This window comes from Collinsella aerofaciens (assembly GCF_015554145.1).
GTDB lineage: Bacteria > Actinomycetota > Coriobacteriia > Coriobacteriales > Coriobacteriaceae > Collinsella > Collinsella aerofaciens_AA.
On the sequence record NZ_JADNHZ010000007.1, the window covers coordinates 70,639 to 84,592 of the forward strand.

Sequence of the window (13,954 nt, forward strand, 5' to 3'; positions counted from 1 at the left end):
CTTTAGCTCTGAGCTCGCACGCGAGCGGCGCCGAGTTCGGTCAGATGGTATTTCTGGCCATGCTTGATGACCAAGCCGGCCTGCGCCAAGTCATTGAGCGTGCGTGACCAAGTGGGGGCCGAGTTTCCAAACGCCCTCGCCAGATCGGTTGCACCGCACGCTTGATTTTGCGCCAGATAGCCCAGCGCGGCGTTGCCGCGATCGCTTACGAACACGTCCGGCTGTGGCTGCGCATACTGATTTGCTGCATTAGGATACATCATTTGAGCTGCTGATTGTTGAGAACTCTGCATCGGCGGCATTTGCTGTTGAAAACTTTGAGGCCACTGTTGGTAAGGCTGCGGAGTCATCTGCTGGGCCCAGGGGTTGTACTGCTGCTGCGGCATCTGCTGGTACGGCTGCTGATATCCCTGCTGGTACTGCTGTGGGAACTGCTGGCCATACCCCAGTGGCGGCATCTGCTGATATGGATATCCCTGTTGGTACGGCTGATATCCCATTTGCTGGCCACCCGGTGCCCCCGTCGCCTGCTGCATTGCTGCTGCATCCTGATCCGCCAGCGGCATGGCCTCTGGCACGTTTGGCGGCATCGACATCGACGCCGCCTGGGACTCTTGTGTAGGAAGCATTCCGGGCTGCTGCATCTGTCCCACGCGGGGCTGCATCTGTTGCGTTGCCATGGGCTGCTGCGCAAAAGCTCCCGGCAGGGGATATGCGGGCTGCTCCGTCTCGGGCCGCACGGCAGCACCGCGCCCGCCGGCGCGTTCGATTTCCTGCACGCGTTTAGGATCCAGGCTTACCGTAACCACGGTGCCGTTGCCCATGTTGTCCTCGATGGACACGGCCCCGCCGGCGTTTTCCAAATACTCCTGCACCATGGGAAACCCTGCTCCGGTTCCACGGATATAGCGCTTCATCTTGCTGTTTGCGCTGGTAACGCCAAAGTCGAAAGCGCGCTCCTTGTCGTCGATGCCGGGTCCTTGATCAGCAAAGCGGATGGTGTCTCCGCCGTCCAGAATCGAGATGATGGGCTCGGCAAAGTGCGCGTGGATAAAGTTTTCGACAATCTCGCGGATGACCATGAGCGAGATATGGCCACCTTGTTCTTTCATGCACTGGTAGACGGTGTTGGTCGTCTCTTCCAAATACGTGCGGACATCTTGCGGATCAATGACGATCACACGCGGTGTCGACAGCATGTCGTCATAGACGGCGATGCGCGCGGCGTACATGACTTTTGGCGCCTGCGTGGTCGTCTGCTCGCCTTCCTCACGCTCTTCGCGCACGCCGGTGATGTGCTCGTTGTCGGGTGCCGGGTCTCCGGAATCGACCATGGTGTAAAAGTCGTCAGACATGCCGCTCGCAATCTTTCAAAAGGTTTCGAACAAATAGTAGCTCACCGCGCAATGTTTCTCATCTTTCGACAACTTTTCAAAACCTGTTGAAAACTTTGGAAAACGGACGAAAAGTTCTCAACATTGCCAACATGACCTGTTGAAAACTCGATGAAATATCGTGAAAAGTTGCCATGCACCGCTAAATCGAGCTCGGCTTATGGGGGAACCGTGTGAACTGCGCAACCTTTTACCTTTGATTTCTTGACATTTGAACATTGATTTCCCTACAATCTTCAAGCTCACGTGTCTATATCTGCGTCCGCGCCCCCGCGGACACTCGAAATGCAGCAGGAGGAACTTAAGATGAAACGTACGTATCAGCCTAATAAGCGTAAGCGTGCCAAGACCCATGGCTTCCGTGCCCGTATGGCCACTAAGGGTGGTCGTGCCGTGCTCGCCCGTCGTCGCGCCAAGGGCCGCAAGCGTCTCACTGTCTAGCAGCGATACACACATCTCGCATGAAGACTATTAAGTCTCGGCAAGATTTCGAGCATGTGTTCAGTCAGGGGCGTCGTTTCAATCACCCTCTGATTCGAATGACCATATGTGAATCGGTTGGCGAAGGCGACTCCGGAAGGGTCGCCTTCGTTGGTGCTAAACGGCTCGGTTGTGCTGTCGTGCGCAACCGTTCTAAGCGTGTGATGCGCGAGGCCGCCCGCAGCTGTGGATTTCCCGTTGCGGGTTATGACATCATCTTGTTCGCAACTCCCAAGACGAGGGTTTCTTCGCCTCAGGAGATGGACAATGCATTGCGTTCGCTTATGAAACGCGCCGGCGTTGCCGGGGAGGAGCGATGAGCAATCACGTTTTGCGACGTGTTGCCATCGCTCCTATTCGCATATATCAACAGGTTATTTCGCCCTTATTGCCTGACGCCTGCATTTATTACCCAACGTGCTCGCAATACGCCGTCCAGGCGATTGAGAAGTACGGTGTTTTGAGAGGCTGCTGGCTTGCCGTGAGGCGCATCGCTCGCTGCAATCCCCTGCACGTCGGCGGTTATGACCCTGTGCCCTAGCGGGCACTCGCTATCGGAGGAAAACTTACATGTGGGATTGGATCGTTAACATCCTTTTCGAGCTGCTCAAGCTCATCCAGACCTTTGCGGTCGACTGGGGCCTGTCCATCATCATCCTGGTGGTCATCATCCGTCTGCTGCTGACGCCGCTTATGCTCAAGTCGACTAAGTCGACGGCACGCATGCAGGTGCTGCAGCCCAAGATGCTCGAGATCCAGGAGCGCTATGCCGACGATCCCCAGCGTCAGGCCGAGGAAATGCAGAAGTTCTACAGCGAGAACAAGTTCAACCCGATGGCTGGTTGTCTGCCGCTGTTGATTCAGATGCCTGTCCTGTTCGCCCTATTTACGCTGCTGCGTAACCTGCCGGACTACTTTAACGACGGCACGTTCTCGTTCTTTAATATTCTGCCCGACCTGACCACCACGCCGAGTGCCTCCTTTGCCGATGGCTTTATGGTCGCGCTGCCTGCGCTGGTCTGCCTGATCCTGTTCGCTGTCCTGACCCTGATTCCGCAGCTCTATATGTCGCGCAACCAGACCGGCCAGCAGGCTCAGAGCATGCGTATGATGGCCGTTGTCATGACGGTCATGATGCTTTGGATGGGCTGGAGCCTTCCCGTTGGTGTTCTGCTGTACTACGACGTCTCGTCTGCTTGGCAGGTTATCCAGCAGATTTTTGTGACGCAGAAGGTCATCGACAAGGCGAAGGCCGATGAGGAGGAGCGCCTTAAGAACGCGCCGCTGCAGGTTGAGGTCACTCGTCGCGAGAAGAAGCCGCGCCCGCACAAGAAGAAGTAGCGGGATATCAATCTTATTTAGGTACCTAACTTTTGGAGTACGTTATGTCTGAAGAGATCATCGAGGATATGCTTGAGGAGGTTGCCCCGCAGGTCGCGGGCGATTATCCCGAGATTGCACAGCGCTACAAGGCCGGTGAAGAGCTGACCGACGAGGAGCTCGACACCATTGCCGATGTCGCGATTTCCATCCTGCGTTCCATCCTTTCGCACTTCGATGCCGCCAACTCTCCTATCGATGAGTATGAGGGCGACGAGGGTGAGCTGATTCTGGATGTAACGGCTCCCGACCTTGCTGTTCTCATTGGCCGTCATGGTCGCACCCTTGATGCCCTTCAGGTTATGTTCTCTTTGCTAGTGAGCCGCAAGCTTGGCTTTAGGTATCCGGTTGTAGTGGACGTCGAGGGATACAAGAGCCGCCGTCAGGACAAGGTTGCCTCCATGGCTCAGTCTGCAGCCGAGCGTGCCATCCGCACTCATAAGAGTGTTTCGCTTCCGCCTATGAATGCCTATGAGCGTCGACTGGTTCACATTGCACTTCGTGGCAATGATGCCGTCGATACTCATTCTGAGGGTTCTGACCCTGATCGCCATGTGGTGATTGTTGCTCGATAATCTGCTCGAGCTTATGCTAAGGGGACGTGGTTTCCACGTCCCCTTTTTTTGTCAAAAGTTCTCGATATACTGATTTTTGTCAGAAAGGAGCTTTCGTTGTTAGTACTTACTGATCAGCAAGCTGACGAGATGTTGACTCGTCTAACTTCCTATTGCAAAGAGTATTCCTTGAGCGTATCTGATGTTGAGCTGAGGAAATGTATTCAGCATTTGGATTTGGTTCTGGAAACAAATAAGACAACTAATCTCACCCGCATTCTTAACGTAGAAGATGCTGCGGTACTTCATATCCTCGACTCACTTGTTTTGCTCCCCTATATCAATAAGGCTCCTGAGGGAGCTTTGCTCGATATGGGGACAGGTGCGGGCTTCCCTGGTATTCCGTTAACCATAACCACGCATCGTAAAGCTACTTATATTGACTCTGTTGGTAAGAAGGTTGATGCCGTCAATTCTTTTGTTCATGCTCTTGGGTTGAAACATGCTCATGCGATTCATGATCGCCTTGAAGAATATGCTCGAAGCCATAAGAAGCAGTTTTCTGTCGTAACCGCCCGCGCACTTGCCCCTCTACCGATTCTTGTTGAGTATGCGGCTCCGTTCCTCAAGGATGGAGGTCTATTTGTTATCACCAAGGGTAATCCTTCGGATGAGGAGCTAGTTTCCGGCATGTCGGCAGCTAAGATTTGCGGCTTCACTTTGCTTCTTAATGACGCAATCGATTTGCCTGAGGGCTTGGGCCACAGGGAGTTCATTGTTCTCAAGAAGAGTCATCCAGCATCCGTTTCATTGCCTCGTGCAAATGGCATGGCTAAGAAGAATCCGCTTGCCTAGATGTTTCACGTGAAACATAATGGATACTAACAACTTGCAGTGTTTCACGTGAAACATGGCGGTTGATATCGAATCGGAATGTTTCACGTGAAACATCCTCCGTTTGACAGCTTTAATACACACCAGGAGGGACCGTGGGATTTCGCGACGTTAAGCGTTCTAAGAACGCAAAAGACACGCGTATCATTGCAATCATCAATCAAAAAGGCGGCGTCGGTAAGTCAACGACGGCTGTAAACCTTGCAGCAGCACTGGGTGAGCAGGGTCGTAAGACACTGATTGTCGATTTTGATCCGCAGGGAAACAGTACCAGTGGATTTGGAATTGAAAAAGAAGACCTTGATCACTGCATCTATGATGCATTGTTGAATGATGTGCCGGCAGAATCGCTTGTTCTTGATACAAATTGCAAAAAGGTATTCGTAATTCCAGCTACGATTCAGCTTGCAGGTGCCGAAATTGAGCTCGTAAGCGCAATTGCTCGTGAAACCCGCCTCAAAGATTTGCTTGAGCCGATTCAGGACGAGTTCGATTTTATTTTCATTGACTGTCCTCCTTCGCTCGGCCTGCTTACTATCAATGCCTTGACCGCAGCAGATAGCGTTTTGATTCCAATCCAGTGTGAGTATTACGCACTCGAGGGCGTTACGAAGCTGCTTGAGTCAATGAAGATGGTCAAATCACGTCTGAACAAGGGCTTAGACACCTATGGCGTGCTTATGACCATGTATGACTCACGTACTTCTTTGTCGAATCAGGTTGTTGAGGAAGTTCAATCGTACTTTGGTGATAAGGCGTTTAAGACGCTGATTCCCCGTACGGTTAAAATCTCTGAAGCTCCGTCTTTTGGAGAACCGGTAATTACCTATGCACCTCAAAACAAGGGTGCAAAAGCGTATATGAACCTTGCAAAAGAGGTGATCAAGCGTGCCTAGTGCAAAGAAACGTGGCGGATTGGGGCGTGGACTCAATGCTTTGGTCTCTGAGGCCGAGTATGAGACCGGTGGTTCTGCTGCATCTGCTTCAAATGTCGCATCTGAAACAAAACTACCTATTGAGGATATCGTTCCCAACCCTAATCAACCGCGAATTCACTTTAATGAAACTGAACTTCGCGAGTTGAGCGAGTCAATCCAAGAACATGGCGTTTTGCAGCCGCTCTTGGTTCGCAAGCATGGAAACGGCTATGAGATCATCGCTGGTGAGCGTCGTTACCAGGCGTCAAAGCTTGCTGGTCTTGAGGAACTGCCTGTCATCATTAAAGATGTTAATGATGAAGAGATGCTGGCTCTTGCTCTTATCGAAAACCTTCAGCGTTCTGATCTGAATCCCGTCGAAGAGGCTAAGGGCTATCGCCAGCTCATCGATGCTAGCGGTATGACCCAGGAGGCATTGTCGAAGGCCGTAAGCAAGTCGCGCTCTGCAATTACAAACTCGCTGCGCCTTCTCGATCTCCCCGAATTAGTTCAGCAGATGATTTTTGAGCGTAAACTTACTGCTGGTCACGCACGTGCGATTCTTGCAGTTCCCTATGAGGATGCTCGAATTCGACTTGCAGAGAAGGTTGTTACGGAGGGCCTCTCCGTAAGAGCGACAGAAAATCTTGCTCCATTGTTTTCTGCCGGAGAGACGCCTAAGACGCCGAGGCCTGCAACGCCTCAGTCTTTTAAAAAGGCTGCGCGTGTACTTCGTCAGGTATTTAATACCAACGTGCGCGTGAAGAGCTCGCGTGGAAAGAATAAGATTGAGATTGAGTTTAAAGACGAGGAAGAGCTCTCTCGTATTCTTGGTGAAATGATTCAGTTTGATCAAGGAGGCCACGATGAGGAATAAAATTATTACTGCGATTGCGTTGGCGACGACTGTCGCGGCTGGTGCCTTTGCTGGCTTTAAGATCGCGACAGACGATGAACTTCGAGGTCGTTTGCTTCGTAGTGCGCATGATATCGTTGATACATCCAAGAAGAAAATGGATGTTATGACAGAAGATGTTGCCATGCGCACTGCTCAGGTAACGAAAAATCCTAAGATTAATCAAGGTTGGGTTAGCAACCAATGGGAAAATGTAGGCTATTAGGTACCTAACAATTACCCTGCATATTTTGAGCGGCCCTTGTCTGATTCATGAGACAAGGGCCGCTTATTTTGTCCGTAAAAAATGGGAAAGCTAGCAACGGTCCAAAATTGAGGTCAATAAATGAAATGGCCCCAGTTGCATATCCTGCAACCGGGGCCATTCGATGTTTCACATGAAACGTTTTGGAGTGCGACTCCCCTATGCGTTCTTCTGAACTTTGAAGCGCTGTTTCAGCTGTCCGCAAGCGGCGTCAATATCGTTACCACGGGAGTTACGAATCGTGGTCTCGATGCCACGGGACTCAAGACGACGCTGAAGATCCTCAACCTTATGAATCGGCGACGGCTTGAGTGGGCTGCCCTCGATGTCGTTAAGTTGAATCAGGTTAACGTGGCACAGCGTTCCCTCGCAGAAGTCGCAGAGCGCCTGCATCTCGGGATTCGTATCGTTGACGCCTTCGATCATGGCATACTCATAGGTCGGGCGGCGGCCAGTCTTCTCGGTGTAGAGCTGAAGCGCTTCGTGAAGGCGAAGCAGCGTGTACTTCTTAACACCGGGCATGAGCTTATTGCGCGTCGACTGGATGGCGGAATGCAGGGAAACGGCAAGAGTGAACTGCTCGGGGATATCGGCAAATTTGCGAATACCGGGAATAACGCCGCTGGTAGAGACGGTGAGGTGACGAGCGCCGATGCCGATGCCATCGGGGTCGTTGAGGATACGCAGTGCCTTGAGAACCTCGTCGTAGTTGGCAAACGGCTCGCCCTGGCCCATGAAGACAACGCTTGTGGCACGCTCGCCAAAGTCGTTGGATACATGAAGCACCTGGTCGACGATCTCTTGAGCGGTCAGAGAGCGCTTGAGGCCGTTGAGACCGGTAGCGCAAAAGGCGCAGCCCATGCCGCAGCCTGCCTGGGTGGAAACGCAGACGGAAAGCTTGTTACGACGGGGCATGCCGACGGTCTCGACGGAAATGCCATCGTGGTACTCGAGCAGATACTTGCGCGAGCCATCTTTGGAAACCTGCTTGGTGAGTTCAGTCGGCGTATCAAAGGCAAACGCCTCTTTAAGCTGCTCGCGGAAAGCCTTGGGAAGATTGGTCATATCGTCAAACGAACAAACGTTCTTCTCAAAGACCCATTCGATGAGCTGCTTCGCGCGGAAGGCGGGCTGGCCAAGTTCGGCCACGAGCTCGCGAATATCGTTTTGGCTCAAGTCGCGAATGTCCTGAGATTTAGTCTTGGGATTCATGGAAGCCTTTCGATTTTGGGGAAACGTAGAGGGTATCGCTACAATATGGTATCAGCTGCAGAAATTATAGAGGAGGAGTCTGCCCATGCCGGGTAAAAGCCTAGAGAACATGCACGTAGCGGTCTTGGCGGGCGGTCATTCCGCCGAGCGCGAGATCTCGCTCGATTCGGGAAAGAACGTTGTGGTGGCACTGAAGGAAGCCGGCTACACCTCGGTGGAGCTGCTTGACACGGCCGCTGTTGACTTTATGGTAACCATGGCGACCGGCGGATTCGATGTGGCATTTATCGCCATGCACGGCGCCGGCGGTGAGGATGGCGCCATGCAGGGTGCCATGGAGACCCTGGGTATCCCCTACACGGCCTCGGGCGTACTTGCCAGCGCCTGCGGTGCCGACAAGGAGGTCTCTAAGCTCCTATACGCCAAGGCGGGCATTCCCATTGCCCCCGGCCTTGCGCTCGAGGTGGGCGACGAAGTCGATATCGATCATATCGTCGAGGTTTGTGGCGAGCGCTGCTTTGTGAAGCCGGCCGTCAACGGTTCCAGCTATGGCATTTCCCTGGTCCATGAGCCCTCCGAGCTGCCCGCGGCAATCGCCAAGGCGTTTGAGTACGGCGACAAAGTGCTGGTCGAGAAGTGCATCGAGGGTACCGAGGTCACCGTCGGCGTATACGGCGAAGATGACGTGCGCGCCCTGCCGATTGTCGAGATTCGTAAGCCCGAGGACTGCGAGTTCTACGATCTGGACGTGAAGTATGTCGACCCTACGGATATCCATCGCATTCCGGCGCAGATTTCACCCGAGAATTACGCTCGCGCTCAGGAACTTGCCTGTGCCGCTCACAAGGCCCTCGGTTGCCTGGGTATCTCGCGCAGCGACTTTATTGTGAGCGAGGACGGCCCCGTTATCCTCGAGACCAATACCATTCCCGGCATGACCGATACGTCGCTGTATCCGGATGAGATCCGCCACACCGACGACATGACGTTCCCGCAGGTCTGTGACAGCCTGATCCGTATGGGCCTTCGTCGAGCGGGCATTGCATGCTAATCGAGGACGCGGTTTCGTCAGGAACGCCGCAGTTTGTCATCGACTCCTATGCCACGCTTGCCGACCGCGCCAAAACGCAGTCCTTCGGCCTTATCGAGGAAGATGTGATTATCCTCGATACCGAGACCACGGGTCTTTCGGTGCAGGACAACGAGCTGATCGAGATCTCGGCGGCCCGTCTTTCGGGCCGCGAGGTCATCGACCGCTTCGATACCTTCGTGCATCCCAGGCAGCTGATTCCCGCCGAGATTACCGAGCTCACGAGCATTACAAATGCCGATGTTGCAGATGCCCCGTCGGCGGTTGAGGCCGTCGCCGCTCTCGCCGATTTTGTCGGTGGCTGCCCGGTGATCGCACACAACGCCACGTTCGACCGCTCGTTTATTGAGTCGGTCAAAGGCGGCGTCAACGTGAGCGATATTTGGATCGATTCGCTGGCGCTGTCGCGCATCGCGCTTCCGCGCCTGGCCTCGCACAAGCTGTCTTTTATGGCCGATCTGTTTGGCTGCGACTCGGTATCACACCGTGCCAATGCCGACGTCGACGCCCTGTGTGGCGTATGGCGCGTGTTGCTCGTGGCGCTCACCGACTTGCCCCAGGGCCTCATGGCGCGCCTAGCCGACATGCATCCGGACGTGCCTTGGTCCTATCGTCCTATCTTCTCATTCTTGGCAGGGCAGAACCCTGGTTCCATCTTCTCTCTCAGCGCCGCTCGTGCTGACGTTCTCAAGGCCGATCGCGCCGACGATCGGGTGGACGCCGATGAGCTGCCGGTTCTCAAGATGCCGAGTCGTGAGGAGATCGAGGCAGACTATGCGCCAGGTGGCCTGGTCAATCGCATGTATCCCACCTACGAGCCGCGTGATGAGCAGATCGCGATGGCGCTCGAGGTCCGCGATGCGCTGGTCACGGGCACTCATCGAGTAATTGAGGCAGGCACAGGCGTCGGCAAATCGATGGCCTATCTGGTGCCTTTTGCCGAGGCAGCACGCCGTAACAACATCACGGTTGGTATTGCGACCAAATCGAACAATCTTGCCGACCAGCTCATGTACCATGAGCTGCCAAAACTTGCCGAGCAACTGGACGGTGGTCTGTCATTTTGCGCGCTCAAGGGGTATGACCACTATCCGTGCCTGCGCAAGCTCGAGCGCATGAGCCGCGGCCAGGTCGAGATTACCACCAAGCGCGATCCGGCGGACACGCTCACGGCGGTCGCGGTCATTATGGCGTACGTCTGCCAATCAGCCGATGGCGACCTCGACTCGCTCGGCATTCGGTGGCGCAGCGTCAACCGTCCCGACTTTACGACGGCCTCGCGCGAGTGTGCTCGTCGCCTCTGCCCGTTTTTCCCTGATAAATGTTTGGTCCACGGCGCTCGCCGTCGTGCGGCGCATGCCGATGTGGTGGTCACCAACCATTCCCTGCTGTTCCGCAACGTCGCGGCCGAGGGCAGGATTTTGCCGCCGATTCGTCATTGGGTAATCGACGAGGCCCATTCCATCGAGCGCGAGGCGCGCCGTCAGTGGGCGCGTGTGGTGTCGGCGGACGAATCACGCGTTCTGTTTGAGCGTCTGGGTGGCTCGAGCACCGGCGCGCTAAGCCAGGTTTCCCGTGATTTGGCAACCTCCGAGGGCTCTACGCTCTATCTGGGCCTTACCGCCAAGGCGACGTCGACGGTTGCGCGCGCGAGCATGGCGATCGCCGGCGTGTTCGATGGCGTTCGCGAGCTCGGTCGCCGTGCCCGTGGGGGCTATGACAATGCCAATCTATGGATTGGCCCCGAGCTGCGCGAATCTGACGACTGGCATGATTTCTTACAGTCGGCCTACACTGGCATCGACGCATTGGAACAAGCTGACAAGAGCGTCGACGCGCTGGTGCAAGCCGTCGCCGCCGACAAGCCAGAGGTTGTTGTCGACCTGGGTGATATCTCGCGCCGCCTGCACGAGCTGGCCGAGAACCTCAAGCTCATCATTGACGGCACCGATGAACACTACGTGTATTCGCTGCAGGTCAATCGCAGGCTGCGTGCCGGCGGCGAGTCGATGACCGCGGAGCGCATCGATATTGGCGAGGCCTTGGCAACCGAGTGGCTGCCCGAGGTTCACACGGCTATCTTTGCCTCGGCGACCATGACGGTGTCCAAAAGCTTTGAACACTTTAACCATGCGGTCGGCCTCGATCGCATCGGTGCTTCAACATCCTCATCGCTGCACTTGGACTCGAGCTACGACTTCGATTCGAACATGGCTGTAGTCGTTGCGGGCGATATCCCCGATCCGCGCGATCGTGAGAGCTATCTTACGGCGCTCGAGCGCGTGCTGGTCGACGCTCATCTTGCCATGGGCGGCTCGGTGCTCACGCTGTTCACCAACAGGCGTGACATGGAGGAGCTGTACGATCGCGTCGAGCCCAAGATGGCTCGTGCGGGCCTGGAACTCAACTGCCAGCAGCGCAACTCATCTCCTCGTCGCCTGCGCGACCGGTTTATCAACGAGCCAACCTCATCGCTTTTTGCGCTTAAGGCCTTCTGGGAGGGGTTTGACGCCAGCGGCGAGACGCTGCGCTGCGTCATCATTCCCAAGCTGCCGTTCTCGAGCCCCACGGACCCGCTCTCGTGCGAGCGCAACCTGCGCGAAGACCGCGCTTGGGCGCGCTATTCGCTGCCTGAGGCAGTGCTCGAGGTCAAGCAGGCGGCCGGCCGCCTTATCCGCTCGTCGACCGATTGCGGCGTGCTGATTCTGGCCGACCCGCGCCTGGTGACGAAGGGCTACGGAAAGAAGTTCTTAACGTCGCTGCCCACGAGCTCCTACCAGCGCATCGAATCGGCGCAGATCGGGCACTATCTACAGCTGTGGCGTGCACGCCACGAGCGGCGGCGCTAAAGCGGACAGACGAGGGTTTTTGCCATATCGCACAGACGCTTTGACAGGGCGGGGTCATCCAAGATGCGGATGGCTCCGCCCGCTGCGATTATCTGGCTCAGCAGCCAACGCTCGGAGCCGTAATGTACGGTTACCGTTGCCATGTCTGTCCCGCTGCGTTCGATTAGGGTGATGCCGGCCCAGTCCAGATGCTCCGCCATATCGAATGGCATCAAGAGCTTTGCGCTACGCTGCGTCCGGGCAAGGGAATCGTGGAGGGATGCAACGTCCGGTGCGTGAGGCACGACGGAGTCTTCCGTCAAGGCGAGTCCCTCGATTTTATCCATGCGATAGGTGCGCTGCTCATCGACCGCGATGTCCCAGGCAATCAGATATGTTTGGTCGCCGTTTGCTGTAATGCGCAAGGGGTCGACCAGACGCTCGCGTGGCCGCGCATCGTCCATCGAGCGATACGAGATACGACAGCGAACACCGTCCTGAATGGCGCAGCTCAGCTGCTGCCAGTGCGACCCGTGGTTGACGGTGTCAAAGACGTGCTGGTTATAGCCGAGCTCTTCGGGTAGAAGAGCATGTCGAATTCGAGCCGCCGCCTGGGGCTCGATCCCCAACGATTCAAGTTCGTGGTTGAGCACAGCGCCCTCGGCGGCACTCAGGCGCAGCGGTAGTACACGCCCGGCGTCACCGGTGAGGACCACGCGCTCGCCGTGGCATTCGCAGATGATACGCGCACCCGATTCTCGGTCCGCGAGCGTCGAGACGATCTCGAGAATCTCGTCGAGCGACGCCCCCGTGATGTCAAAGCGACTGCAAATCTCGGTTCGTGTCATGCCGCTCTCGCCGGCGGCGTAGAGGGCCTCCATAATGTCGATGGCGCGCGAGAGCCTCTGCTCGCTGGTGAGTTTACGCACGGGCATGCTCGTGCACCGTCCTTTCAATGAGGTGGTTCCACGCCTGCTTGAGCGATTTGGGGGCCATGGGCCTCATGCCGTCCATGGCGTGGGCCATGCAAAATGAGGCGGCGGCTTCAAGATCGCGCACGTCAACGGTCCAAGTCCATCCCGAATCGGTGTGTGCGAGCTCACCTCGCCCGCGCGTGAGGCCGTTGATCATATCGATCTGCGTCTGCGGGGCGAACGAGAACGTAGCCGCAACGGGCGGGCGGTCGGCAAAATCGAATTCAAAGAACAGGTAGTCGTTGAGATTGAAGTCTGCAGGGATGGCATAGGCCTTCGAAGGACGCCAAGCGCGAACGATACGGTCGCAGCGGAATGTCCTGATGTCGTCGGTGGCATTGTCGAGGCCGCAGAAGTACGCAACGCCCTCGCGCTCGAACATGCCGTAGACGCAGACGGTACGCTCTTTCTGCTCACCGCGTCCGTTCTGATATAAAAATCGCAGTGCGCATCGCTCGGCAAAGGCGCTCCATACCGCATCGACGGTGGGAGAGCGGCGGATCGGTGCTTCGTCCGCCGTCGTCCTGCCGGTGAGGTAGGCAATCTTGGAACGAATATCGGCAAGCGGCGCGGCAAAAGTGGATGAGCCGGCCGCTATTGTCTGGTCGATAGCGTTGAGCAGGATATCGGCGTCGTCTGCGGTGATGAGGCCGCCTGCCGCAAACGTGTGCTCGCGGTCGATTGTCCATGAGCTTTCCTCGGTCTCCTGCGCGCCGGCGGGGCGAACCTCCTTGATTAAGATGCCGCGTTCGAGCAGTTTGTCACGATCGCGCCGAAACTTGCGCTTATCCGAGTCGATATTGCCCGAGCCATATCCCAGGTCAGAATCCAAGACGATCTGCTCGGTCGTCAGCGGTTCGGGGGAGCTGTTGAGCACAAAGAAAAGATTGAGGATGCGCTGAGCCGTTTTATCGAAACTGGGCTCCGAATTCCCCTTTTTAATTGTCGCGGTCGCGTCGCTTGCCGTCATAGAGTCCTCGCATGAGAAGGTGGTTTGCTGCCATGATTTTAGTCCGATATGGAGATTAGGCTATATCCTTGTCCGCTCGGGGCGTTAAGATGGCCCGAATT

The 13,954-nt window shown here is 55.8% G+C and carries 15 protein-coding genes; 11 read left to right on the forward strand and 4 right to left on the reverse strand.

Features of this window, described 5'->3' with window-relative positions:
* Positions 1-2 precede the first annotated feature (2 nt).
* Positions 3-1,355, reverse strand: a complete 1,353-nt coding sequence (locus tag I2E13_RS04200) for an ATP-binding protein (RefSeq protein ID WP_195404263.1) — start codon at positions 1,353-1,355, stop codon at positions 3-5.
* Positions 1,356-1,700: 345 nt separating this feature from the next.
* On the opposite strand from I2E13_RS04200, the gene rpmH reads away from it, so the two are divergent.
* The 9 genes from rpmH (at position 1,701) to I2E13_RS04245 (ending at position 6,740) form a co-directional block, all read left to right on the forward strand.
* A complete protein-coding gene (gene rpmH / locus I2E13_RS04205) occupies positions 1,701-1,835 on the forward strand; it encodes a 50S ribosomal protein L34 (protein ID WP_019127408.1) in 135 nt (44 codons plus the stop codon).
* 20 nt (positions 1,836-1,855) lie between these two features.
* Entirely contained in the window at positions 1,856-2,194 is a 339-nt protein-coding gene (gene rnpA, locus I2E13_RS04210) for a ribonuclease P protein component (protein WP_082435526.1), read from the forward strand.
* Complete coding sequence (gene yidD, locus I2E13_RS04215; protein ID WP_022093804.1) at positions 2,191-2,415, forward strand: membrane protein insertion efficiency factor YidD; 225 nt, start codon at positions 2,191-2,193, stop codon at positions 2,413-2,415. The genes rnpA and yidD overlap by 4 nt, the downstream gene beginning before the upstream one ends.
* Positions 2,416-2,444: 29 nt before the next feature.
* Positions 2,445-3,215, forward strand: a complete 771-nt coding sequence (locus I2E13_RS04220; protein WP_055251326.1) for a YidC/Oxa1 family membrane protein insertase — start codon at positions 2,445-2,447, stop codon at positions 3,213-3,215.
* Between the two features lie 44 nt (positions 3,216-3,259).
* The gene (locus I2E13_RS04225) at positions 3,260-3,829 is read left to right on the forward strand and encodes a Jag family protein (protein ID WP_022093802.1); all 570 of its coding nucleotides are present in this window, start codon (positions 3,260-3,262) and stop codon (positions 3,827-3,829) included.
* A 168-nt stretch (positions 3,830-3,997) separates the two neighbouring features.
* Positions 3,998-4,663 carry a 16S rRNA (guanine(527)-N(7))-methyltransferase RsmG gene (gene rsmG, locus I2E13_RS04230; RefSeq protein WP_229057815.1) on the forward strand — a complete coding sequence of 222 codons (666 nt, stop codon included), beginning with the start codon at positions 3,998-4,000 and terminating at the stop codon, positions 4,661-4,663.
* Positions 4,664-4,797: 134 nt separating this feature from the next.
* A complete protein-coding gene (locus I2E13_RS04235) occupies positions 4,798-5,598 on the forward strand; it encodes a ParA family protein (RefSeq protein ID WP_055251322.1) in 801 nt (266 codons plus the stop codon).
* Positions 5,591-6,496 (forward strand): ParB/RepB/Spo0J family partition protein, encoded by a 906-nt coding sequence (locus I2E13_RS04240; RefSeq protein ID WP_195404265.1) that lies wholly within the window; start codon positions 5,591-5,593, stop codon positions 6,494-6,496. The genes I2E13_RS04235 and I2E13_RS04240 overlap by 8 nt, the downstream gene beginning before the upstream one ends.
* Complete coding sequence (locus I2E13_RS04245; RefSeq protein ID WP_055251321.1) at positions 6,486-6,740, forward strand: hypothetical protein; 255 nt, start codon at positions 6,486-6,488, stop codon at positions 6,738-6,740. The genes I2E13_RS04240 and I2E13_RS04245 overlap by 11 nt, the downstream gene beginning before the upstream one ends.
* A gap of 198 nt (positions 6,741-6,938) precedes the next feature.
* On the opposite strand, the gene rlmN is transcribed toward I2E13_RS04245, so the two are convergent.
* Positions 6,939-7,991 carry a 23S rRNA (adenine(2503)-C(2))-methyltransferase RlmN gene (gene rlmN / locus I2E13_RS04250; RefSeq protein ID WP_117634727.1) on the reverse strand — a complete coding sequence of 351 codons (1,053 nt, stop codon included), beginning with the start codon at positions 7,989-7,991 and terminating at the stop codon, positions 6,939-6,941.
* 85 nt (positions 7,992-8,076) lie between these two features.
* Between rlmN and I2E13_RS04255 the strand changes: the two genes are divergently transcribed.
* Both I2E13_RS04255 and I2E13_RS04260 read left to right on the forward strand, forming a co-directional pair.
* Positions 8,077-9,042 carry a D-alanine--D-alanine ligase family protein gene (locus I2E13_RS04255; RefSeq protein ID WP_195404266.1) on the forward strand — a complete coding sequence of 322 codons (966 nt, stop codon included), beginning with the start codon at positions 8,077-8,079 and terminating at the stop codon, positions 9,040-9,042.
* The gene (locus I2E13_RS04260; RefSeq protein ID WP_195404267.1) at positions 9,036-11,930 is read left to right on the forward strand and encodes a helicase C-terminal domain-containing protein; all 2,895 of its coding nucleotides are present in this window, start codon (positions 9,036-9,038) and stop codon (positions 11,928-11,930) included. Before I2E13_RS04255 ends, I2E13_RS04260 begins: the two co-directional genes overlap by 7 nt.
* Here I2E13_RS04260 and I2E13_RS04265 read toward each other — a convergent pair.
* Both I2E13_RS04265 and I2E13_RS04270 read right to left on the reverse strand, forming a co-directional pair.
* On the reverse strand, positions 11,927-12,844 hold the full coding sequence (locus tag I2E13_RS04265) for a helix-turn-helix transcriptional regulator (protein WP_117716220.1): 918 nt from the start codon (positions 12,842-12,844) through the stop codon (positions 11,927-11,929). The two genes, I2E13_RS04260 and I2E13_RS04265, sit on opposite strands and share 4 nt — an antisense overlap.
* Positions 12,831-13,853: a helix-turn-helix transcriptional regulator gene (locus I2E13_RS04270; RefSeq protein ID WP_117647825.1), complete on the reverse strand. Its 1,023-nt coding sequence runs from the start codon at positions 13,851-13,853 to the stop codon at positions 12,831-12,833. Before I2E13_RS04270 ends, I2E13_RS04265 begins: the two co-directional genes overlap by 14 nt.
* Positions 13,854-13,954: the final 101 nt, after the last annotated feature.